The 21576-nt window shown below is 66.0% G+C and carries 19 protein-coding genes; 14 read left to right on the top strand and 5 right to left on the bottom strand.

Annotation, left to right across the window (positions count from 1 at the left end):
* The first annotated feature begins 11 nt into the window (after positions 1–11).
* The 4 genes from AC1RNQ_RS10355 (at position 12) to AC1RNQ_RS10340 (ending at position 5598) form a co-directional block, all read left to right on the top strand.
* Complete coding sequence (locus AC1RNQ_RS10355) at positions 12–758, top strand: glucose 1-dehydrogenase (RefSeq protein WP_493171046.1); 747 nt, start codon at positions 12–14, stop codon at positions 756–758.
* Positions 758–1471 (top strand): SDR family NAD(P)-dependent oxidoreductase, encoded by a 714-nt coding sequence (locus tag AC1RNQ_RS10350; protein ID WP_493171045.1) that lies wholly within the window; start codon positions 758–760, stop codon positions 1469–1471. Before AC1RNQ_RS10355 ends, AC1RNQ_RS10350 begins: the two co-directional genes overlap by 1 nt.
* Before the next feature lie 140 nt (positions 1472–1611).
* A complete protein-coding gene (locus AC1RNQ_RS10345; protein WP_493171044.1) occupies positions 1612–3981 on the top strand; it encodes a TonB-dependent receptor in 2370 nt (789 codons plus the stop codon).
* 18 nt (positions 3982–3999) lie between these two features.
* A complete protein-coding gene (locus tag AC1RNQ_RS10340; protein ID WP_493171043.1) occupies positions 4000–5598 on the top strand; it encodes a fatty acid--CoA ligase in 1599 nt (532 codons plus the stop codon).
* Between the two features lie 108 nt (positions 5599–5706).
* Here AC1RNQ_RS10340 and AC1RNQ_RS10335 read toward each other — a convergent pair whose 3' ends face one another.
* Both AC1RNQ_RS10335 and AC1RNQ_RS10330 read right to left on the bottom strand, forming a co-directional pair.
* Positions 5707–6522: an SDR family NAD(P)-dependent oxidoreductase gene (locus AC1RNQ_RS10335; RefSeq protein WP_493171042.1), complete on the bottom strand. Its 816-nt coding sequence runs from the start codon at positions 6520–6522 to the stop codon at positions 5707–5709.
* A 10-nt stretch (positions 6523–6532) separates the two neighbouring features.
* On the bottom strand, positions 6533–7531 hold the full coding sequence (locus tag AC1RNQ_RS10330; RefSeq protein ID WP_493171040.1) for an NADP-dependent oxidoreductase: 999 nt from the start codon (positions 7529–7531) through the stop codon (positions 6533–6535).
* A gap of 117 nt (positions 7532–7648) precedes the next feature.
* On the opposite strand from AC1RNQ_RS10330, the gene AC1RNQ_RS10325 reads away from it, so the two are divergent.
* The 8 genes from AC1RNQ_RS10325 to AC1RNQ_RS10290 all read left to right on the top strand — a co-directional run bounded on the left by AC1RNQ_RS10325 (position 7649) and on the right by AC1RNQ_RS10290 (position 15456).
* Positions 7649–8665, top strand: coding sequence for an NADP-dependent oxidoreductase (locus tag AC1RNQ_RS10325; protein WP_493171364.1), 1017 nt, complete (start codon positions 7649–7651; stop codon positions 8663–8665).
* Positions 8662–9450 (top strand): ThuA domain-containing protein, encoded by a 789-nt coding sequence (locus AC1RNQ_RS10320; protein ID WP_493171038.1) that lies wholly within the window; start codon positions 8662–8664, stop codon positions 9448–9450. The genes AC1RNQ_RS10325 and AC1RNQ_RS10320 overlap by 4 nt, the downstream gene beginning before the upstream one ends.
* Before the next feature lie 75 nt (positions 9451–9525).
* Positions 9526–10785, top strand: coding sequence for a cytochrome P450 (locus tag AC1RNQ_RS10315; RefSeq protein WP_493171037.1), 1260 nt, complete (start codon positions 9526–9528; stop codon positions 10783–10785).
* Entirely contained in the window at positions 10782–11843 is a 1062-nt protein-coding gene (locus AC1RNQ_RS10310; RefSeq protein ID WP_493171036.1) for an acyl-CoA dehydrogenase family protein, read from the top strand. The genes AC1RNQ_RS10315 and AC1RNQ_RS10310 overlap by 4 nt, the downstream gene beginning before the upstream one ends.
* A gap of 2 nt (positions 11844–11845) precedes the next feature.
* On the top strand, positions 11846–12232 hold the full coding sequence (locus AC1RNQ_RS10305; protein ID WP_493171035.1) for a Zn-ribbon domain-containing OB-fold protein: 387 nt from the start codon (positions 11846–11848) through the stop codon (positions 12230–12232).
* Positions 12229–13377: a thiolase family protein gene (locus tag AC1RNQ_RS10300; protein WP_493171033.1), complete on the top strand. Its 1149-nt coding sequence runs from the start codon at positions 12229–12231 to the stop codon at positions 13375–13377. The genes AC1RNQ_RS10305 and AC1RNQ_RS10300 overlap by 4 nt, the downstream gene beginning before the upstream one ends.
* A gap of 7 nt (positions 13378–13384) precedes the next feature.
* On the top strand, positions 13385–14593 hold the full coding sequence (locus AC1RNQ_RS10295; protein ID WP_493171032.1) for an acyl-CoA dehydrogenase family protein: 1209 nt from the start codon (positions 13385–13387) through the stop codon (positions 14591–14593).
* Between the two features lie 44 nt (positions 14594–14637).
* Positions 14638–15456 carry a helix-turn-helix transcriptional regulator gene (locus tag AC1RNQ_RS10290; protein ID WP_493171030.1) on the top strand — a complete coding sequence of 273 codons (819 nt, stop codon included), beginning with the start codon at positions 14638–14640 and terminating at the stop codon, positions 15454–15456.
* A 124-nt stretch (positions 15457–15580) separates the two neighbouring features.
* Here AC1RNQ_RS10290 and AC1RNQ_RS10285 read toward each other — a convergent pair whose 3' ends face one another.
* Positions 15581–16117 carry a VOC family protein gene (locus AC1RNQ_RS10285; RefSeq protein WP_493171029.1) on the bottom strand — a complete coding sequence of 179 codons (537 nt, stop codon included), beginning with the start codon at positions 16115–16117 and terminating at the stop codon, positions 15581–15583.
* 98 nt (positions 16118–16215) lie between these two features.
* Between AC1RNQ_RS10285 and AC1RNQ_RS10280 the strand changes: the two genes are divergently transcribed.
* On the top strand, positions 16216–17445 hold the full coding sequence (locus AC1RNQ_RS10280; protein WP_493171027.1) for an aromatic ring-hydroxylating oxygenase subunit alpha: 1230 nt from the start codon (positions 16216–16218) through the stop codon (positions 17443–17445).
* Between the two features lie 17 nt (positions 17446–17462).
* On the top strand, positions 17463–18887 hold the full coding sequence (locus tag AC1RNQ_RS10275) for an aromatic ring-hydroxylating oxygenase subunit alpha (protein ID WP_493171026.1): 1425 nt from the start codon (positions 17463–17465) through the stop codon (positions 18885–18887).
* A 119-nt stretch (positions 18888–19006) separates the two neighbouring features.
* Here AC1RNQ_RS10275 and AC1RNQ_RS10270 read toward each other — a convergent pair whose 3' ends face one another.
* Both AC1RNQ_RS10270 and AC1RNQ_RS10265 read right to left on the bottom strand, forming a co-directional pair.
* Positions 19007–19927, bottom strand: a complete 921-nt coding sequence (locus AC1RNQ_RS10270) for an SDR family oxidoreductase (RefSeq protein ID WP_493171024.1) — start codon at positions 19925–19927, stop codon at positions 19007–19009.
* Entirely contained in the window at positions 19924–21573 is a 1650-nt protein-coding gene (locus tag AC1RNQ_RS10265) for an FAD-dependent oxidoreductase (protein WP_493171023.1), read from the bottom strand. The genes AC1RNQ_RS10270 and AC1RNQ_RS10265 overlap by 4 nt, the downstream gene beginning before the upstream one ends.
* Between the last annotated feature and the right edge of the window lie 3 nt (positions 21574–21576).

The following is a 21576-nucleotide window of genomic DNA, read 5'->3' as shown; positions in this document are numbered from 1 at the left end:
GGGAGGACAGGATGGCAGAGCACGGCCGTATCGCGGGCAAAATCGCGTTCGTCACCGGCGGCGCATCGGGGCTGGGGCTCGACATCGTCCGCCGCTTCGTCGCCGAGGGCGCGCGCGTCGTGATCGCCGACATCGACGTCGCCGCAGGCGAAGCGCTCGCCACCGAGCTCGGCCAGCGCTTCGTCAAGCTCGACGTGTCGAAGGAAGCCGACTGGCTCGCGGCGCTAGGCAGCTGCGATCGCATCGACATCCTCGTCAACAACGCCGGCATTACCACCCACGGATCGATCGAGGATTTGACGCTCGAAGCCTTTCGCCACGAATTTTCGGTCGACGTCGACGGCGTCTTCCTCGGCTGCAAGCATGCGATCCCGAAGATGAAGGATCATGGCGGGTCGGTGATCAACATGTCGTCGATGTGCGGCGTGCGCGCGCAGGGCGACCTTGCCGCGTACAACGCCGCCAAGGCCGCGGTGACGCACCTCACCAAGTCGGTCGCGCTGCACTATGCGCGCAGGGGCTATGGCATCCGCTGCAATTCGGTGCATCCGGGGGCGATCCACACGCCGATCCTCGACAAGGTGATGGCGCAGGTCGACGATCCGCAGGCGCTCTATGACGGCTGGGTCGCGACGCATCCCGTCGGGCGCCTTGGCAAGCCCGAGGAGATTTCGGCAATCGCCCTCTATCTCGCCTCCGATGAATCGGCCTTCGCGACCGGCGCCGAATTCCGCGTCGACGGCGGCAGTTCGCTCTGATGGCGGGGCGCTTCGCGGGCCGCGCCGCGCTCGTCACCGGGGCGGGGTCGGGGATCGGGCTCGCTACTGCAAAACGACTCGCCGCCGACGGCGCACGGGTGCTGACCACCGACCGCGCGGGCACCGTCGACATCACCGCCGACGTCACCGAACCCGGCATCAACGCCAAGCTGGTCGCCGAAGCCGAGGCGCGTTTCGGCGCGCTCGACATTGTCGTCGCCTGCGCGGGCATCACGGGCATGCAGATACTCGACGGTCACAGCGACGAATTCTTCGACCGGATGATGGCGGTCAACGTCACCGCGGTCTTTCGCCTGATGCGCGACGCGCTGCCGCTGCTCAAAGCCTCGCCGCACGGGCGGATCATCCTGATCGGATCGGTGATGTCGAGCTTCGGCGAAGCGGGCATGACGGCATATAGCGCGTCGAAACATGCGGTGCTCGGCATGGCCAAATCGGTCGCGGCCGAGGTCGGCGCCCATGGCATCACCGTCAACTGCATCCAGCCCGGCGCGATCGACACGCCGATGACCGCGCCGGCCTTTTCGGCGATGCCCGAGTTCAAACAAGGATGGATCGACAAGGCCGCGCTCGGCCGCCTCGGCCAGCCCGAAGACATCGCCGACGTCGCCGCCTTCCTCGCCTCCGACGACGCGCGTTTCATGTCCGGTCACGGCTTGTTCGTCGATGGCGGGGCGACCCAGCGCCAATAGAATCCCGTAGAATCAGGAGCTTTGCCGCCGCTACGGCATGCCTGATATTTTTGATGATTGTTGAATCGGGGCAATCGGCGGACCTTGCCCGTAACGTGACCTGCGAAGCTATGCGCCGGCACGAGAGGGAGGGAATCCGAATGTCCACGCATGCCCGCAAGCTGTCCGCCGCCTATGCCACCGTGTCGCTCGTCGCGCTCGCAACCGCTGCGCCGGCCTTCGCACAGGACGCATCTGCCGATGACGATCAAGGCGCGATCCGCGAGATCGTCGTCACCGCCCAGAAGCGCGAAGAGAGCATCCAGACCGTTCCGGTCGCGGTGACCGCGTTCGACGAGAAAGCGCTGGAATCGGCGACCGTCAACGACATCCGCGACTTCGCCGGGCGCGTGCCGAGCCTGGTCGTCGATAGCGTCTCCGCCGGTCCCAGCGCGGCCGCCATTTCGATTCGCGGTATCAGCTTCGAGGATATCGAAAAAAGCTTTGACCCCGCCGTCGGGGTGGTCGTCGATGGCGTGTTCATCGGCACCAACACCGGCCAGTTGCTCGACAGCTTCGACCTTGAAAGCCTGCAGGTGCTGCGCGGCCCGCAAGGCACGCTGTTCGGCCGCAACACGATCGGCGGCGTGATCGAGGTCAAGCGCACCCGCCCGACCGAGCAGGCCGGCGTGCGCGGCCGCTTCTCCTACGGCAATTACGACACGAAGAGCGGCCGGCTGGTCATCAACAGCGGCAAGCTCGGCGATTTCATCTCGATCAAGGCCTTTGGCTATTACGACGATACCGCAGGCTATGTGTATAACGCGATCCAGGACCGCCGCGATGGCGGCTATGAGACACTGACCGGCGGCGTCACGGTCCTGATCGAGCCAAGTTCGGCCTTCTCGGCCGAAATCACCTATGAACATATGCGCGAACGGGGTGAAACCGTTTCGGTGCCCGAATCCAAAAGCTCGGAACTGATCTGCGCCTTTGCCGGCGCGCCCGGATTTTCGCCCGCCAACGAGTGCAACCGCTTCGCGGCCGGCGATCGCGGCGCCTACGTCACTTATGAAACCGCGCCGCGCGGCGTCCGCAACGATACCGATGCGATCACCGCCAATCTCGAACTCGAACTCAGCCCGGCGCTGAATCTCTATTCGGTCACCGGCTATCGCAAGAACAAGGAAAACGTCCAGCAGGATTTCGACGGCAGCTCGGCCAACTTCTTCGCCACCCAGCGCATCCAGAATTTCCGCCAGTTCAGCCAGGAGCTGCGCCTCGTCGCCGAGCTCGGCGACCGCGTCAACCTGCTGCTCGGCGGCTATTATTACGACAGCAAATACGACCTCAGCCAGACCACCAACTTCGGTGCGGTGTTCGGCGGCTTCCAGCTCCACCAGGTGGTCGATCACAGCGCCAAATCCTACGCCGGCTTCGCCGATGCGCAGTTCAAGCTGACCGACGATTTCACGGTGTCGGTCGGCGGCCGTTACACCGAAGACAAGAAGAGCATCTTCAACAACTATGGCAAGATCGACGCGCTCGTCGGGCTTTCGATCCCCGGCTATGCGGGCGAAAGCTGCGTCGGCGTCACCGGGCTCATCGCGCCAGGGGTCCCGGCCTATGGCCCGGCCACCAATTGCAACGGGTCGGTGTCGTTCGGCAAATTCACCTGGCGCGCCAATGCCGAATATATGATCGAACCCGGCAAGATGGTCTATGCATCCTATTCGAAGGGCTTCCGCTCGGGCGGCTTCAACGGCCGCGCCGCCTCGCCGACCTCGCTCGGACCCTATCAACCCGAAACGGTCGATGCGTTCGAGCTCGGATTGAAGGCCGACTGGCTCGACCGCACGCTGCGGACCAATGTCGCGCTCTACTACACCAAATATGACAACAAGCAGGAAGAGGTGGTGCAGCCCGCTCCGCCGGGATCGGCCAACCCGCAGGAAACGGTGGTCAAGAACGCCTCTTCGGCGACGATCAAGGGCGTCGAGCTCGAGGCGATCGCCCAGCTGTCGGACGCGCTGAGCTTCAACGCGTCGTTCAGCTATACCGATGCCGAATACGATGATTTCTTCAACGACGTCGTCGGCCTGACCACCGGCAGCGCCCCCGACGGCATTCCCGACGACGTATCGACGCTGACGCTGCGCCGCGCCCCCAAGGTGCAATGGTCGGCCGGGCTCAACTATGAGAAGGACGTCGGGCGGGGACGCATCGACGCTTCGGTTCTGCTGCGCTTCCAGAGCAAATATGCCACTTGTATCGCGCCCAATCGTCCAGTCGTTCCGGGCGCGGTGACCAACGATGTCCGCTGCGTGACGAAGGACCGCGAAAACCTCTCGGCGCAGCTCGGCTATACCTTCGACCTCGGCAGCGACCGCGAGTTGAGCCTCTCGATTTTCGGGCGCAATCTCACCAATGTCCGCGACATTGCATCGACCTTGCCGGTGGCCGGATTGTTCACCTTCTCCTCGGCAACCCAGCCGCGCACCTATGGTGTCGAGGTCGGCTTCAAATTCTAGGCCGGGGAGCAAAAGGCGATGCGCGACGAAGGGGACCGAAGTCCCGGCGCCTTCCAGCGCATCGCCGATGTGGCGCGGATCAACGGTCGCGACCGGCCCGACCGCATCGTCTTTCATTTCGAGGGCCGCGCGACCAGCTATGGCGACTTCGACGCGAACAGCAATCGCGGTGCCAACGCGCTGATCGCGCTCGGGCTGCAGCCCGACGACCGCGTCGCCTATCTTGGCAAGAACAGCGATATCTATTTCGAACTGCTGATGGCCGTCGCCAAGGCCGGCGGGGTGATGACCCCGGTCAACTGGCGGCTCGCGGTGCCCGAGATCGCGTGGATCATCGACAATTGCGCCGCGCGCTTCCTGTTGGTGGGGCCCGAATTCACCGAGCTGGTCGCGGCGAACCGTGCCGCCTTCCCCGGCGCCCGCCATGTCGTCGCGGCCGAAGGCGCCGCGAGCGGCTTTCCCGACTACCGGACCTGGCGCGACACCTTCCCCGATAGCGACCCCGATATCGCGCGCGGCGAAAGCGACGCCGTCATCCAGATGTACACCTCGGGCACCACCGGCAAGCCCAAGGGCGCGGTGCTGACCAACGGTTCGGTGCTGCGTTCGAAGCTCGACCGCGATCCCGCGCTGCAAGCCGAGTGGGAACGCTGGGAGGAAGACGACGTCGGGCTCGTCGCCATGCCCTGTTTCCATATCGGCGGCACCGGCTACGGCATTACCGTGATGACCAATGGCGCGACCGGCGTCATCACGCGCGAGTTCGACCCCGGCGGCGTGCTCGACCTGATCGAGGCTTACGGCATCTCGAAAATCTTCCTGGTCCCCGCCGCGATGCAGATCATCGTCAATCAGCCGCGGGCGGCCGAGGTCGATTTCTCGCGCCTCCGCCATATCGCCTATGGCGCCTCGCCGATCCCGCTCGACCTGCTGCGCCAGTGCATCGACATCTTCCAGTGCGGCTTCGTCCAGATGTACGGGATGACCGAAACCTCCGGCACGATCGCCGCGCTGCCGCCCGAGGACCACCACCCCGCGGGCAACGAGCGGATGCGCTCGGTCGGCAAGCCGCTGCGCGGGGTCGAGATGCAGGTGATCGACGCGGACGGCCATGTCCTGCCCCCGCGCGCGATCGGCGAGATCGCGATCCGCGCACAGGCGAATATGCGCGAATATTGGGGGCGGCCCGAGGCGACGGCGGAGACGATCGACGCGGGCGGCTGGCTGCGCACCGGCGACGCCGGCTACACCGACGAGGACGGCTATTTCTACCTCCACGACCGGGTGAAGGACATGATCATCTCGGGCGGCGAGAATGTCTATCCGGCCGAGGTCGAAAATGCGGTCTACGGCCATCCCGCGGTCGCCGACGTCGCGGTCGTGGGGGTGCCCGACGAAAAATGGGGCGAGGCGGTGAAGGCCTGCGTCGTGCTGAAGGACGGTCAGACCGCCGACGCCGCCGAGATCATCGCCTGGGCGCGGACACGGATCGCGGGCTATAAATGCCCCAAGTCGGTCGACTTCATCCCCGCGCTGCCGCGCAACCCATCGGGCAAGATCCTGCGCCGCGAACTCCGCGCCCCCTATTGGGAAGGCCGCGAGCGGCAGATCGGCTAGCTAGCTACCCAATCTTCCGTTCGTGCTGAGCTTGTCGAAGCACCGCTCTTCCTTGACGCCAGAAAGAACAGCCCTTCGACAAGCTCAGGGCGAACGGGATTTAGGTAATCAAGCGTTGTTCTGCAACTTCGCCATCGCCGCACCGACCGCCGCGGCGATATCGCCTTCCTGCGGATTGCCGCGCAGGCGCATCCCGCCGTTCGGTTGCAGATTCTCGCCGGTAACAAAGGCCTCATCGCTTGCCAGCCACAGGCAGGCGTTCGCGACATCATCCACCGTGTTGAGCCGCCCCAGCGGATAGCGAGGCAGAAAGGCATCGACCATCCCGGGCGTCGAAAAATAGTCGCTGGTCATCGGCGATTCAGTGAACGCCGGCGACACCGTATTGGCGCGGACGCCGTACGCGCCGAAGTCATTGGCGATACAGCGGATCAACGCCTCGGCTCCCGTTTTGGTGCCAATATAGGCGGCGTGGTTGCTGACCAGCGAATGGGTCGTCGCCGACGATAGCTGGATAATCGACCCGCCCTGCGGATCGTTGGCCAGCATCGCGCCGACAAAAGCCTGGAGGAAATGATGCACCCCGGTGAATTGCAGCGCGACGATGGCCGCGAGTTCCTCCTCGGTCACCTCGAGCAAAGGCTTGAGCAGCCCCCAGCCGCTCGCGTTCATCGCGATGTCGACCCCGCCCATCTTCGCCTTCGCCGCTTCGGCAAGCGCGAAGACCGACGCCTTGTCGGTGATATCGCAAAGCGCGGCGCGGCCGCCGATCTCCGCCGCGAGCGCATCGAGCGGCTCCGCCTTACGCCCCGCGACCATCACCGTCGCGCCCTCGCGCGCGAAGAGCCGCGCGGTCACCTGCGCCATATTTCCCGTCGATGCCGCGCCGATGATGACGGCGCGCTTGCCTGCCAGCCTGCCCATTTGCCTCTCCTCAGAGCTTCAAGAGTTGCTTGCCGCGGTTCTGCCCGCTGAACAGGCGCTTCAGCGTGTCGGGCGCATTTTCGAACCCGTGCTGCACATCCTCGCGATAATTGAGCCGGCCATCGAGCACGAAGCCCTCCAGCCGCTTGCGGATCTCGGGAAACTCGTTCGCCCAGTCGAGCACGATGAAACCCGCCATCGATCCGCGGCGGAAGATCAGATTGAAATAATTCTGCGGCCCCGCGGGCAATGCGCCCATCTCGTAGCGGCTGATCCCGCCGCACACGGCGACGCGCGCGCCGGTCGCGATCTCGCCGAGCATGTCGTTGAGGATCCCGCCGCCGACATTGTCGAAAATCACGTTCACGCCGCCGGGGCAATGCTCGCGGATCTGGCGCCGCACATCGCCCGCCTTGTAATCGATGGCCGCGTCGTAACCGGCTTCCTCGACGAGCCAGCGGCACTTGTCCTCGCCCCCCGCGATCCCGACCGCGCGGCATCCGGAGATCCTGGCGAGCTGGCCGACGACCGATCCCGTCGCCCCCGCCGCGCCCGACACCAGCACCGTGTCGCCCGCCACCGGCCGCCCGACCTTGAACAGCCCGCAATAGGCGGTGACGCCCGTCGTCCCGAGCACCGACAGCATCGCGGTCGGCGGCAGCGCGGTGTCGATCTTCACCAGCCCCTCGCCGCTCGAAAGATGCCATTCGGTCCAGCCGGTCGATCCCATCACCAGGTCGCCGACCGCAAAGCCCGGATGATTACTCTCCGCGACTTCGCTGATCGCGCTGCCGCGCATCACGTCGCCGATCGCCATCGGCGCGACATAGTCGGCGATATTCTCCATCCAGCCCTTCTGCGCCGGGTCGAAGCCGAGATAGAGGGTCTTCAGCAGCAGTTCGCCTTCGCCGGGCGCGCCGATGTCGGTCTCGACGAGCCGGAAATCGCCATCCTTGATCCCGCGCCCGCGCGGATGTCCGTTCAGCAGCCATTGGCGCGATGTCGGCATCGATACTCTCCCCTTTATCGCCGCCGAAACTGCGCCCGCGCCCCGCCGCCAGCCACCGCCAAAAGTGCCAGTCGCTTGCGGGTGGCGGGGGGCTAGGTTGCGATCAGGAGAGACATGATGCCCGACAACCGCCGCTTCCTGCTCGTCCGCCGCCCCAATGGCGAACCCGTGCCGGCGGACTTCTCGCTGGTCACCGAACCCACGCCCGAACTCGCCGAAGGCCAGTTCCTGATCCGCAATCATTATGCCTCGCTCGACCCCGCGATCCGCGGCTGGATGGACGATGCGCCGAGCTATATGCCGCCGATCCCGCTCGGCGATCCGGTTCGCGCCTCGACCGTCGGCGTCGTCGAAGCGAGCAAGTCCGAAGGCTTCGCGCCGGGCCAGTGGGTGATGGGGCTCAACGCGATCGAGGACTATTCGATCGGCACCGTCGGCGGCTTCACCCAGCCGATCGACCCGGCCGCAGTCCCCAGCGTCACCAACTATCTGTCGGTGCTCGGCGCAGTCGGGATGACCGCCTATTTCGGCTATATCGACGTGTGCGAGCCCAGACCGGGCGACGTCGTCCTCGTCACCGGCGCAGCGGGCGCCGTGGGCTCGCTCGTCGGACAGATCGCGAAGACCAGGGGCGCGGGCAAGGTCATCGGTATCGCGGGCGGGGCCGCGAAATGCGAAAAGCTGACGACACGCTACGGCTTCGACGCGGCGATCGACTATCGCGGCAAGGACCTCGCCGCGCTCACCGCCGCTATCCGCGCCGAAGCCCCCGACGGGGTCGACATCATCTTCGAAAATGTCGGCGGCGACATCCTCGACGCCGGCCTCAACAATCTGCGCCACGGCGCACGAATCGGGCTGTGCGGGCTGATCAGCGAATATAACAGCGTTGACAAGGTCGGCGCGCGCAACATCTGGCAGCTGATCGTCCACCGCGCCTCGATCCGCGGGCTGCTCGTCGCGGACTATATCCCGCGCTTCGCCGAAGGCGGCGCCGCGATGGCGAACTGGCTGCAACAGGGCAAGCTCGTCGCCGACGAACATGTCGACGAAGGGATCGAGAACAGCTTCGACGCCTTCATGCGGCTGTTCGCGGGGAGCAACCAGGGCAAGATGATCCTGAAGATCGCATGACGGGACCACGCCGCCTTCTCGTCCTGTCGGGCGGCCATCCCTATGAAGCCGAGCCTTTCGCCGATCTTCTCGCAAGTTTCGACGGCTGGACAGTCACGCACCTGGTCCATCCCGAGGCCGAAACCGCGGTTGCGGAAGGCGCGGCGGGCGACGCCGATGCGATCCTCTTCTACGACATGCCCGGCTACAGCTTCGGCGATGGCAAGGCAGCGACGCGCCCGCCATCCCTCACCTATCGCCGCGCGATCACCGATTATTTCGCGCGCGGCGGCGGTGCGGTCGCGATGCACCATGCGATCGCGGGCTGGGCCGACTGGCCCGAATGGGCCGAGATGCTCGGCGGACGCTTCCTCTACGATCCGGGCGCGGCGCATGGCGAGCCCCATCTCGACTCGGGCTACCGCCACGAGGTGCGCTACGATGCGGTCGTGCTCGATCCGGATCACCCGGTAACGGTGGGCTTACCGCCGCGTTTTCCGTTTTGCGACGAACTCTATCTGGCGCCGATCTGGGGCGCGGCCAAGCCGCTGCTCCGCGCCGATCACGCCTTCGTCCGCGACAATTTCTATTCGGCGGCGCAGGCGGTCGCGGGACGGATGTTCAGCAATGAAGGCTGGGATCACCGACCCGAAAGCGACCTCATCGCATGGGAAAAACCCGTCGGCGCGGGCCGCCTCGTCTATCTTCAGCCCGGCGACGGACCCGCCGCCTATGCCGATCCGAACCTCCGCCGCCTGCTCGCCAACGCCCTCGCCCATGTCGCCCCAAACCCCGCGCACTCCTAACGAAATTGTGCATCGCGCCGCCGGAGCGGCTGCATATAGTTGCGCGCATAAAGAGAAGATCGAGGGAAGAGGCGCGTGAACACTATCGCCGCAGGCAGTTTTTTCGAACCGCAGGTCATCGCCGACCCGTTCGACTATTATCGCGCCTGGATGCCGAAGAGCCCCGTCGTCCAATTGTCGGAGGGTATGTTCCTCGTCCTCTCCTACGATCTTTGCGCGCAGGCGACGGGCGACGTCGACACCTTCTCGAACGATTTCCAGGGCACGCTGTCGGGCGCGATGGCCGAGGATGGCGATGTGTCGGCGATCCTCGCCGAGGGCTGGCCGCAGGTCGACACGCTGCTCACCGCCGACCCGCCGACGCACACACGCTTCCGCAAGCTCGTCAACCTCGCCTTCTCGATGAAGCGCGTCGCCGCGATCGAGGAGGATATGCGCGGCGTCGTCGCCAGGCTGATCGACAGGATGGCGAATGCCAACGATTCTGGGGGCGAAACCGATTTCGTCCGCGATTTCGCCATCCCCCTGCCCGTCGCGATGATCGCCAGCCAGATCGGCATGTCGAACGACGATCTCGACAAGGTCAAGCGCTGGTCCGACGCCTTCGTCGACCGGCTCGGGCGGATGATCCCCAAGGAGCGCGAGCTCGAATGCGCGCGCGAAGTCGTCGAATTCCAGCATTTCGTCAAAGCGAAGATCGACGAGCGCCGCGCCGAACGCACCGAGGACCTGCTCTCCGACCTCGTCCACGCCGAAGTCGATGGCGAGCGCCCGCTCGAAGACGCCGAAATCCTCTCGATCATGCAGCAGCTGATGGTCGCGGGGAACGAGACGACGACCTCGGCGCTCGCCGGCGGGCTGCTCCAGTTGATCGAAAACCCCGACCAGATGGAAAAGGCGGTCGCCGCGGCCGACCAAGGAAACGAACGCGCGATCATCAACCTCGTCGAGGAAGTGCTGCGCATCGAAAGCCCGACCGCGGGCATGTGGCGCATGGTGCTGAAGGACACCGATCTCGGCGGGGTGAAAATCCCCAAGGGCGCGATGGTCCAGCTGCGCTATGCCGCGGCGAACCGCGATCCGGCCAAATATCCGGACCCCGACCGCTTCGACATCGAACGGACCAATGCGCGCAGCCATCTCGCCTTCGGCAAGGGCATCCATATGTGCGTCGGCAATATGCTGAGCCGCAAGGAGATAGCGGTCGCTTACTCCGAGCTGCTGAAGCGCCTCACCGATTTCCGCGTCGTCGAGGGGCACATACCGAGCTGGCCGCCGAACATGCTGCTGCGCGGGCTCACGACCCTGCCGATCACCTTCGGGCGGCGCGCATGAACTTCGACCTCGACGAAGACCAGCAGCTGACACGCGACACGATCGCGCGCTTTCTTGGCCCGGTCGACATCGCGGCGCGGCATGCGATGCGGGGGACCGAGGGTGGCTATGCGCGCGCGCGCTGGCAGGAGGTCGCCGACCTCGGCCTGCTCGCGCTCGCCGCGCCCGAAGCGATGGGCGGCATCGGCGGCACGATGGTCGATCTCGCGCTCGTCGCCGAGGCGCTCGGCAAGGGGATCGCGATCGATCCCTGGCTCGAAAATGGCGTGCTGCCGATCCGGCTCGCCGCAGCGGCCGGCGATGCGGCGCTGGTCGGCGATCTTGTCACGGGCGTGCAGTTTGCCGCGGCCGCCTTCGCCGAACCGGGACGCCGCTATGAAACCGAAGCGATCGGGACCAAGGCCGAAGGCAATCGGGTTGCGGGCGCGAAGACCTTCGTCCTTGGCGCCCCCATCGCCGACACGCTGCTCGTCACCCTCGCGGGGAACCGGCTGGCCAGGATAGCGCGCGATGCGACGGGGGCCGTGCGGCGGGACTATCCGGTCATTGACGGGTCGAACGCCGCGACGGTCGACCTGCACCGCATCCCGGCCGACATCTTCGATCTGCCCGAGGCGAAATTCCAGCGCGTGATCGGCGATGTCCGCCTGCTCGCTGCCGCCGAGATGCTCGGGCTGGCGCAGGCGATGTTCGACGACACGCTCGCCTATGTCGGCGAGCGCCGGCAGTTCGGCGCGGCGATCGGCAGCTTCCAGGCGCTCCAGCACCGCCTCGTCGAATGCTATGCCGCACTCGAACAGGCGCGCTCGATGGTGCTGCGCACCGCGATGCTCGATCCCACGACCGACGATGCTAACTGGCCGCGGATCGCCGCGGGCGCAAAGGCCTTCGTCGGCGAGGCCGCAACGCGGATCGGGCTCGAGGCGGTGCAGATGCACGGGGGCATGGGGCAGACCGACGAACTCGCGATCGGCCATGCGCTGAAACGCGTGATGCTGCTCGACCGGTTCTTCGGCGATCAGGATCATTGCCTGCGCAGCTTTGCGAGGGCGGCGTGAGCATGCGCGCGCCGATCGCGCCGGGCCTGTGGACCGACGAGGCCGAACCGCGGCTGATCGGTGCTCGCCGCGCCGATGGCGAGATCGTCTTCCCTGTCCCGTCGGGCGACGCCGCCGCGCTGGTCGAGCCCGTCGCGCTGTCGCGCAAGGGCACGCTCTGGTCGTGGACGACGCAGGGTTTCGAACCCAAGGAGCCCTATAGCGGCCCGCAGCCCTTCCAGCCCTTCCTCATCGGCTATGTCGAACTGCCCGGCGAGGTGATCGTCGAGACCCGGATCGTCGACGCCACGCCCGCCGACCTGATCATCGGCATGCCGATGGAGTTCGCCGTCGTCACCTTCGACGAGACGCGGTCGACCTATGCCTTCCGCCCGGAGCGCCAGCCATGAACGACGACGTCCATATCATCGGCGCCGGCATCCACCCCTTCGGGCGCACCGACGGCCGTTCGGGGCGCGATCAGGGCGTCTATGCGGTACGCGAAGCGCTCGGCGACGCCGGGATCGAATGGCGCGACGTCGAATTCGCCTATGGCGGCTCGGCTGCGGCGGGGTCGGCCGACATCATGGTCAACGAACTCGGGCTGACCAGCGTGCCCTTCATCAACGTCGCGAACGGCTGCGCGACCGGGGGCAGCGCGCTGACCGCCGCGCGCAATGCCATCGCGGCGGGCGCCTGCGACATCGCGCTCGCGGTCGGCTTCGACAAGCATCCGCGCGGCGCCTTCAACGCCAGGCCGTCCGATTACGGCCTGCCCTTATGGTATGGCGAAACCGGCATGATGCTGACGACGCAATTCTTTGCGCTCAAGATCCAGCGCTATATGGCGCTCCACGGGATCAGCCGGCGGACACTCGGCCTCGTCGCCGAAAAGGCGTTTCGCAACGGCACGCTGTGCGACCACGCCTGGCGGCGTTCGCCGGTCGATCTCGACACGATCCTCAATGCGCCGATGGTCAACGATCCGCTGACCAAATATATGTTCTGCTCGCCCGCCGAGGGCGCGGTCGCGCTCGTGCTCGCCAGCGGCAGGAAGGTCCGCGAACTCGGATCCGACGCGGTGCGCATCGCCAGCGTCGCCTTCCGCACCCGCCCCGAAGGATCGTTCGAAGTCTTCGCGCCGTCGATCAGCGTCAACGGCGGCGGCAAGCCCACCCAGATCGCGAGCCGCGCCGCCTTCGAAATGGCCGGCATCGGCCCCGAAGACGTCGCGGTCGCGCAGTTGCAGGACACCGAAAGCGGCGCCGAGATCATGCACATGGCCGAAAACGGCTTCTGCGCCGACGGCGAGCAGGAACAATGGCTCGCCGAAGGATGGAGCGAGATCGGCGGCAAGCTGCCGATCAACACCGACGGCGGATGCCTCGCCTGCGGCGAGCCGATCGGCGCCTCGGGCCTGCGGCAGGTCTACGAAAACACGGTGCAACTGCGCGGTCGCGGCGGCGAGCGGCAGGTGCCGAACGGCCCGAAGGTGGGTTATTCTCATGTCTATGGAGCGCCCGGCCTGTCGGCGGTGGCGATCCTCGAACGCTAGTGGAATTATGGATCTAGACCTCACCAAGGACGAGCTGGAATTTCGCGAGGAGGTGCGCGACTTCCTGCGCACGTCGCTTCCGGACTATGTCCGCGACGGCGCGAAGCGGACGCCCGGCGTGTTCGTCGAGCCCGATATCGGCCTCGTCTGGCACCGCATCCTCAACGACAAGGGCTGGGTCGCCTATCACTGGCCCGAGGATTGCGGCGGCACCGGCTGGTCGCCGATGCAGCGCTATATCTTCGAAAAGGAATGCGCGATCGCCGGCGCCCCGGCGCTGTCGGTGCTGGGCCTCCGTCTCGTCGGCCCGGTCATCTGTGCCTTCGGTACCCAGGAGCAGAAGGACCGTTTCCTCCCTGCGATCCGCGCCGGAACCGACTATTGGTGCCAGGGCTATTCCGAACCGCAAAGCGGCTCCGACCTCGCCTCGCTGCGCACCCGCGCCCGCCGCGAAGGCCACACCTATGTCGTCGACGGCTCGAAAATCTGGACCACCCACGCGCATCACGCCAACTGGATCTTCTGCCTCGTGCGCACCGACGGCGAGGTGAAGAAGCAGGCGGGGATCAGCTTCCTGCTCGTGCCCATGGACCAGCCCGGCGTCACCGTCACCCCGATCATCACCATGGCCGGCGACCATGAGGTCAATCAGGTCTTCCTCGACGGCGCACGCACGTCGGTCGACAACCGCATCGGCGAAGAGGGGCAAGGCTGGACGATCGCCAAGTTCCTGCTCGAAAACGAACGCGGCGGATCGTTCCACGCCCCGCGCCTGATCCGCGCGATCGACCATATCGAAGCGCTCGCCGGAATCGCGCCGAGCGGGCACAACGGATCGCTCGGCGCCGATATCCAGATCGCGACGCGCATCGCGCGGCTCCGGCTCGAAGCCGAGGCGCTCGAGACGACCGAACTCCGCATATTGGCGGACATCGCCAAGGGCCGCCCCGCGGGTCCGCAGACCTCGCTCGTCAAACTGCTCTCGTCCGAAATCCACCAGCGGATCGACGGGCTCGCGATGAACCTGCACGGCTATGACGGGCTGCAACTGCCCACCGTGCGCCCGCTCTACGGCAATGAAGCGCCGCCGCCGATCGGCGACGAGGATGCGCAGGTCGCCGCCGCCCGCTATCTCAACAGCCGTGCCTGGACCGTCTTCGGCGGTTCGAGCGAAGTCCAGAAAAACATCATAGCAAAGACGGTGCTACGCCTATGACACATGCATTGCGACTTGCCGCCCAGTGTGAAATAGTCCCGGATATGGGAGAACAGGCGGAAAAACCGCCGGTCGACGGGTTCGCGCCCCCAATGGATGCCAGGACGCTCGTCGACGCGGTCACGATCCGCAACGTGGAGGATATCCACGATGCCGCAGTGCTGCTGCGCGACTATGCGGCGGCTTTCGACCTGCGTGTCGCGCTGTGCGACGATATCGCGTCGAAGGAAACGATGGTCGACGCCGACGGCGCGGTGCTCGCCGCCGACCTGTTCGGCTGGCTCGGTGACGGCGAGCGCTGGTGGGAGGATCATCGGCTGGCGCTGCATTCGCCCCTGCCGCGGTCGTGCCGTTATGAGAGCGAGCCCTTCTGGTGCAACAGCGACGGGTTTCGCACCGCGCAGCCCAACCCCTATCTCGAAGAGATCGACCCGGCGCGCTATTTCGCCGCCAATCCGCGCTATCAGGCGGCGATCGTCGTTCCCGTGCATCTGCCGTTCGGGCAGATTTCGGCCAACAGCTTCCATCCGACCGATCCCGACATCGCCGACCTGTCCGACCTGTTCGCACAGATCGGCGACACGCTGGGGCTCGCGACGCGGCGTTTCATCGCGGGCTATGCCTCGGCGATGCGCACCAAGCGGCGGATCCCGTCGGATTGCGAGCTGTCGAAGCGCGAGGTCGAATGCCTGCGCTGGGCGGCGATCGGCAAGACCGACCGCGAGATCGGGATGATCATTTCGTTGAGCCACGCGACGGTGCGCTATCATGTCCACCGCGCCGGCGAGAAACTGAACTCGGTCAACCGCGCGCAGACGATCTTCAAGGCCGGGCAGCTGGGATATCTGGGGGCGAATAGCTAACCGGGTCCTATATTCCGTTCGTGCTGAGCTTGTCGAAGCACCGTCCTTCTCTTCTGCGACGTCAGAAGAAAGAACGGCCCTTCGACAAGCTCAGGGCGAACGGAGTTAGGTGGGCGTGGCGAGTTTACCCCAACGACCGCAACGGCTCGCTGCCGTCCCAGTCCTTCGCCGCATCGCGCATCATCGCGAACAGTTCGCGCGTGCCCGCCTGCGGTTCGAGCAGCTCGACCAGCGTCCCCGGACCGGTGCCGGGATCGGCATAGATCACCCCGCCGGTATCGCCCACCGGCGCCTCGAACACGATCTCCGCGCCGACCGCCTTGCAGCGCGCCCGAGCCTCGGCGATCGAATCCACCAGCACGCAGACATGGTGCAACCCTTCGCCCACCGCATATTCGCCGCGATAGAGAGATTTGGCGTCATTCTCGGGCCGGATCAGCTCGATCTGCATGTCGCCCCAATAGCCGAGCGCCATGGTGAACACCGGATCGCTCGGCTCGCCGCGATAGCGCCCGCCGGGCAGCGACACATTGGGGAGCAGGAAGAAGGGGCCCGCGCCCATCACTTCGGTCCAATGTTTCACCGCGGCGTCGAAATCCGACGGCACATAAGCGAGCTGCATGATATCGCCGAGCGATGCGAGCGTTGCGGGTCCGGCCATGTCTCTCCCCTCAAAAGCGATAGCGCACAAGCGCCTGCCTTTGTGCGATAAGCTTTTCGAGACCCGGAGTCATACTGGGCAAAATGTGAGGGAGTGCCATGGCCGAGTCCGATCCGAAAATCGCGCCGCAGGACTGGTTCGCCGTCCGCAAGCGCAATGCGCGCGCGGGGCTGCGCAAGCTGGTGGCGATCGTCGCCGAGAACCGCACCGACCGGGCGGAGGCACCGCTGCCGCTCCACAAGTCGATCTATACCAGCGACGCCCGCAACGCGGCCGAGATGGAGCATATCTTCCGGAACGAGCCGATCGTCGCGGGGCTGTCGGGCGACATTCCGAAGGCCGGCGACACGCTCGTCTTCGACTCGGTCGGCCCGTCGATCCTCGTCGCCCGCGGCAAGGACGGCGTCGCGCGCGCCTTCCTCAACATGTGCACGCATCGCGGCGCCAGGCTGGTCGAGGAGAAGGAACCCTGGCAGGGGCCGCGCCCGCGGCTCGTCTGCCCCTTTCATGCCTGGACCTTCGATCCCGCCGGTAACCTCGTCGGCCAGCCGGGCAAGGATGGTTTTGCCAATTGCGAGATCGGCGCCCGCAACCTGATCGAACTGCCCTGCGCCGAGCACCTTGGCCTGATCTTCGTGCGCGCCAATCCCGATGGCGCGCCGATCGACGCCGCGGCGCATCTCGGTGATTTCGGGCCGGTGCTCGCGCAGCTCGAGCTGCACCGCGCCGAGCCGGTGAAGAAAGGCATCCTCACCGCCGACGCCAACTGGAAATTCGCGCTCGACACCTATGGCGAGGGCTATCATTTCAAGATGCTCCACGCCTCGACGATCGGCGGCACGCATTACAGCGACCGCCATGTTTACGAGCGTTTCGGACGACATCACCGGATCGGCTTTCCCGACCTGTCGGTCGGCGCGCTCGTCGGCAAGGACGAGAGCGAATGGCCCGAGACCGACTATGGCGGCGTGCATTTCCTGTTTCCCAATGTTGTCGTTTTCTTCGGCGCGGTGACGCCCGGCGTCTATTTCACCCAGGTCTTCCGCCTCTTCCCCGACGGCGCGGGCAAGATGTTCTGCCAGTTCGCGGTCTATGCGCCCTTCGGCGTCGAAAGCGCGGAGCATCGGCAAGCGTGCGAGATGGCCTATGACGCGACCGCGACCGTCGTTCAGACCGAGGATTATCGCGTCGCGAGCAGCGGCTATTCGAACCTGATGACCGCCCCCGCCGACTTCCACGTCGTGCTCGGCGCGAACGAGCCCGCGCTGCACGGCGTCCATCGTTCGATCGCCGCCGCGTGCAAGATGCCGCTCGACCAGATCGCCTGACCTTCCGGAGCTTATCGATGAACGACCTCTCCCCTCCCCAGGCTTCCGATCGCGACGACCGCTGCCCGGGGACCAGCTATACCGACATGCTGAACGCCGACACGCGGCGCGTCCCCGACTATCTGTTCGCCGAATCGAACCAGGAACTCGGTGACGAGCCGATTGCGATCGAGCGTTATGTCAGCGAGGATTGGGCCAAGCTCGAACGCGAGAGGATGTGGCCGAACATCTGGCAGTTCGCCGCGCGCGAAGAGGACATGCCGGACCCCGGCGACACCGTCGTCTATGACATCAACGAAAAGAGCATCCTGCTCGTCCGGCAGAAGGATCTGTCGGTCAAGGCCTTCTACAATGTCTGCCTCCACCGCGGCCGCAAGCTGCGCACCGAAAGCGGCCCCGCGGTGAACCTGCGCTGCCCCTTCCACGGCTTTTCCTGGCATCACGACGGGCGCTTCAAGGAAGCGCCCTGCGCGTGGGACTTCAAGCATCTCGAAGGCAAGGACATGAGCCTGCCCGAGTTGAAGGTCGAAAGCTGGCAGGGTTTCCTGCTCGTCACCGAGAACCACGACCTGCCGAGCTTCCGCGACTGGGTCGGTCCCGGGGTCGAACATTATGACCATTGGCGGCTCGACGAATGTTACACCGGCGCCTGGGTCGGCCGCGTCATCCCCGCCAACTGGAAAGCGGTCGCCGAGGCGTTCATGGAGGCGTGGCACAGCATCGTCACCCATCCGCAGATCCTGGGCTTCACCGCCGACGCCAACACCCGCTACGACCTCTACGGCGACTTCCTCAACCGTGCGATCACGCCGGCGGGCGCGATGTCGCCGCACATCAAGGGCAAGGACCAATTCTACGTCCTGAAGTCGCTCGAGGAATTCATCGGCGGCGGCGACAGCCGCGCGCGACGCAGCACCGGCGATCCGGCCGACCTGAAAGGCTTCGAAGCCGACGACCCGATGCTCGCGCGCAAGGTGCTCGCACAGGCGAACCGCGACGCCTTTTCGGCGATGAACGGGCATGATTATTCGGCCGCGACCGACAGCGAGATGCTCGACAATTTCACCTACAACGTCTTCCCCAATTGGGCGCCATGGGGCGGGCTGGTGCCGAACATCGTCTACCGCTGGCGGCCGTGGGGCGACACCGACCATTGCCTGATGGAAGTCCGCATCCTGATGCGCACGCCCAAGGGCGAGAAACCGCCCAAATCGGCACCGATGCACCTGATCCCCGACGACCAGCCCTTCGCCAGCGCGAGCCACCTGATCGGCGCGGCGCTCGCGGGGGTGTTCGACCAGGACATGGAGAACCTCCCCTATGTGCAGGAGGGGATGAAATCATCGCCGGGCGGCGTGATCGAGCTCGGCCATTATCAGGAAAGCCGGATCCGGCATTTCCACCGCACGCTGGGGAAATATGTGGGCGGGCAATTGCCCTAGCCCCTCCGCATTACCCTATTTTCCGTTCGTGCCGAGCTTGTCGAAGCACCGTCCTTTTCTTCTGCAAGGTAGCAAGAAAGAACGGCCCTTCGACACGCTCAGGGCGAACGGTTGTAAGGCTATGCAGGAACCTTCACCGGCGACCAGTCCTGCCGCGCTGCCCATTCCGCAAACGGCGTCGGCGTCACCCCCAGCAGCCGCGCCGCCGGCACGGCGTCGAACGCGACGGGCGACACCGGCTGGTCGTTGTACCAGCGATAGAATTTCGCCATCCCGTCATAGATGCTCGCCGGCTGCACCGCGCGCGATCCGGTGACGAGCTCGCTCATCCGCGCCGCGAATTCGTCAGGCGACAGGCTCTGGAAGCGCACCGGGCGACCCGCCGCGACGCTCAGCCGCTCGGCAACCTCGGCGCCGACCAGCGCCTCGGGCCCGCCTACCGCGATGCGGTCGGCGACCAGATCTTCGTGGAGCAATGCCGAGACCATATAGGCCGCGACATCCTCCAGGCAGACCCAGCTGATCTTCAAAGTCTCAGCCGCGGGATAGGCGAATACCCCGCTGTTCACGATCGCCGGGCGCGACCAGATGCGGGTGATATTGTCCATGAACACCATCGGCTCGATGATCACATAGGGCACGCCGCTGTCGTGGATCGCGCGCTCGATGTCGCGCCGCCCGTCGTGCGCCGACAGGTCGAGATCGCGGCCGGCGACGAAGCAGCTCGTGTTGAAGACGATCTTCCCCAGCCCCGCCGCACGCGCAGCGACGGCGATATTGCGTCCCATCGTCGCAGCCCGCTCGCGGTCGAATTCGAACGGCAGATGCATCGCCAGCGCATCCTGCCCGCGAAAGGCGGCGGTCAGGCTGGCGACGTCATAGAGGTCGGCCGCGACCTCGGGCACGTCGGGATGGACCGTCGCCGCCATCGCACCCGGCCGCCGCACGCCGGCCGTGAGTTCGAGCCCCCTCGCCTTCAGCGCCGTCAGCAAGGGAATCCCCTGATCGGCAGGCGCGCCGAGGACGAGAATCTTCTTCATGCCGCACCATCCAGCTGCTTCGCCGAGACGGCCGCCGCGTGGCGCCCCGCGAGGAAACCGAACACCATCCCCGGGGCGATCGTCCCGCCGGGACCGCCGTAGGTCATGCCCATCGCCGAGGCCATGACATTGCCCGCAGCATAGAGGCCGGGGATCGCCCCGCCGTCGACGCTCAGCACCTGCGCATTGGCGTCGGTCTGCGGCCCGCCCTTGGTGCCGAGCGCGCCGCTCTTGATCTCGACCGCGAAGAAGGGCCCCTTGCCGATCGGCCCCAGCGTCGCGGCGGTCGATCCGCGCCCGTCGGGATCGCCCCACCATTGATCGTGCGCCGCATCGCCGCGCCCGAAATCGGGATCGCGCCCGCTCGCGCAATGGCCGTTGAACCGCTCGACCGTCGCAGCAAGCGCATCGGCGTCGATCCCGAGCCGCGCCGCAAGGTCGGCCAGGCTTTCGGCCCGCATCGCCCATTGCGGCGGCGCGACGCCGCGCTCGCCGCTGATCATGCCGAAACCGAAGCGGTCGATATATTGCTGGTCGAAGATCAGCCAGCACGGCAGGTTCTTATAATCGAACTTGCTGACGTCCTGGTCGTGGAACGCCGCGCCGATCGCGTTGTAATTCGCCGCCTCGTTGGTGAAGCGCTGGCCCGCGCGATTGACCATGATCGAATGCGGCAGGCTGCGCTGCCCGGCGACAAGCGTCTTGCCCGTCGAACTTTCGCTTGTCGGCACCTCGGCGACCGGCATCCACCAGGCCTCGCGCATATTGCCGAGCATCGCGCCGACGCGCATCGCCATCTTGAGCCCGTCGCCGGTGTTGGTCTTCGGGCTCAGCGGATGCGTCATCGGCCCGCGGATGAAGGCGCGGAGCAAGTCCGCGTCCCACTCGAACCCGCCGGTCGCGAGCACCACCGCATCGGCCGCAACCTCGACCTCGCCCTCGACGGTCTCGAACACCACGCCCGCCACGCGGTCGCCGTCCATCAGCAGCCGCACCGCGCGATGTCCGGTCTGCGGTTCGATCCCGCGATCGAGGCACGCACGCAGCAATCGCCCGACAAGCGCCTGCCCGCTCCCGCGCAGGTCGCCGTCGATCCGCCGCTGCAATTCCGCGGGCGCGAGCGGCTGCGGCTTCGCCTGTCCGAGCGGGGTGTCGTAGATCGAGAAATGCGGCGAGGGATAATAGGGCGACTTCGTCACTTTCGCCGCCCATTCGCCGAGTTCGAGGAACGAATAGAGCGGACAGTCGAGCGAGCGCCCGCCGTTCGGCATGCCGCCCGGAAATTCGGCATGATAATCCGGAAATTCCGGAATCGGCCGGAACTGCACCGGCGTGTTCGCTTCGAGGAACGCTACCATCTCGGGCCCATGATCGAGGAACGCCTCGACCAGATTCTGCTGCATCAGCCCGTGCGACATCGACAGGAGGTAAGTCAGCGCCTTGTCGCGGCTGTCCTCGACGCCGAGCGTCGCCTCATGATGATTGTTCGGGATCCAGATCATCCCGCCCGACCAGGCCGTGGTGCCGCCGACCTGGTCGCCCTTTTCGAACAGCGAGACGCGCGCGCCGGCTTCATGGGCCGAAATCGCGGCGGTCAGCCCCGCCCCGCCGGTGCCGAGGACGATCACGTGCGGCGCTTCGCTCATCTC

This window comes from Sphingopyxis sp. GW821-FHT12F08, assembly GCF_058806755.1.
Note: the sequence above shows the minus strand (reverse complement) of the source record. Positions and strands in the feature narration are given on the sequence as shown.

Coding starts and splice junctions, on each gene's coding strand:
- AC1RNQ_RS10355 (WP_493171046.1), top strand. CDS start 12: ATGGCAGAGCACGGCCGTATCGCGGGCAAAATCGCGTTCGTCACCGGC.
- AC1RNQ_RS10350 (WP_493171045.1), top strand. CDS start 758: ATGGCGGGGCGCTTCGCGGGCCGCGCCGCGCTCGTCACCGGGGCGGGG.
- AC1RNQ_RS10345 (WP_493171044.1), top strand. CDS start 1,612: ATGTCCACGCATGCCCGCAAGCTGTCCGCCGCCTATGCCACCGTGTCG.
- AC1RNQ_RS10340 (WP_493171043.1), top strand. CDS start 4,000: ATGCGCGACGAAGGGGACCGAAGTCCCGGCGCCTTCCAGCGCATCGCC.
- AC1RNQ_RS10335 (WP_493171042.1), bottom strand. CDS start 6,522: ATGGGCAGGCTGGCAGGCAAGCGCGCCGTCATCATCGGCGCGGCATCG.
- AC1RNQ_RS10330 (WP_493171040.1), bottom strand. CDS start 7,531: ATGCCGACATCGCGCCAATGGCTGCTGAACGGACATCCGCGCGGGCGC.
- AC1RNQ_RS10325 (WP_493171364.1), top strand. CDS start 7,649: ATGCCCGACAACCGCCGCTTCCTGCTCGTCCGCCGCCCCAATGGCGAA.
- AC1RNQ_RS10320 (WP_493171038.1), top strand. CDS start 8,662: ATGACGGGACCACGCCGCCTTCTCGTCCTGTCGGGCGGCCATCCCTAT.
- AC1RNQ_RS10310 (WP_493171036.1), top strand. CDS start 10,782: ATGAACTTCGACCTCGACGAAGACCAGCAGCTGACACGCGACACGATC.
- AC1RNQ_RS10305 (WP_493171035.1), top strand. CDS start 11,846: ATGCGCGCGCCGATCGCGCCGGGCCTGTGGACCGACGAGGCCGAACCG.
- AC1RNQ_RS10300 (WP_493171033.1), top strand. CDS start 12,229: ATGAACGACGACGTCCATATCATCGGCGCCGGCATCCACCCCTTCGGG.
- AC1RNQ_RS10295 (WP_493171032.1), top strand. CDS start 13,385: ATGGATCTAGACCTCACCAAGGACGAGCTGGAATTTCGCGAGGAGGTG.
- AC1RNQ_RS10290 (WP_493171030.1), top strand. CDS start 14,638: ATGGGAGAACAGGCGGAAAAACCGCCGGTCGACGGGTTCGCGCCCCCA.
- AC1RNQ_RS10285 (WP_493171029.1), bottom strand. CDS start 16,117: ATGGCCGGACCCGCAACGCTCGCATCGCTCGGCGATATCATGCAGCTC.
- AC1RNQ_RS10280 (WP_493171027.1), top strand. CDS start 16,216: ATGGCCGAGTCCGATCCGAAAATCGCGCCGCAGGACTGGTTCGCCGTC.
- AC1RNQ_RS10275 (WP_493171026.1), top strand. CDS start 17,463: ATGAACGACCTCTCCCCTCCCCAGGCTTCCGATCGCGACGACCGCTGC.
- AC1RNQ_RS10270 (WP_493171024.1), bottom strand. CDS start 19,927: ATGAAGAAGATTCTCGTCCTCGGCGCGCCTGCCGATCAGGGGATTCCC.
- AC1RNQ_RS10265 (WP_493171023.1), bottom strand. CDS start 21,573: ATGAGCGAAGCGCCGCACGTGATCGTCCTCGGCACCGGCGGGGCGGGG.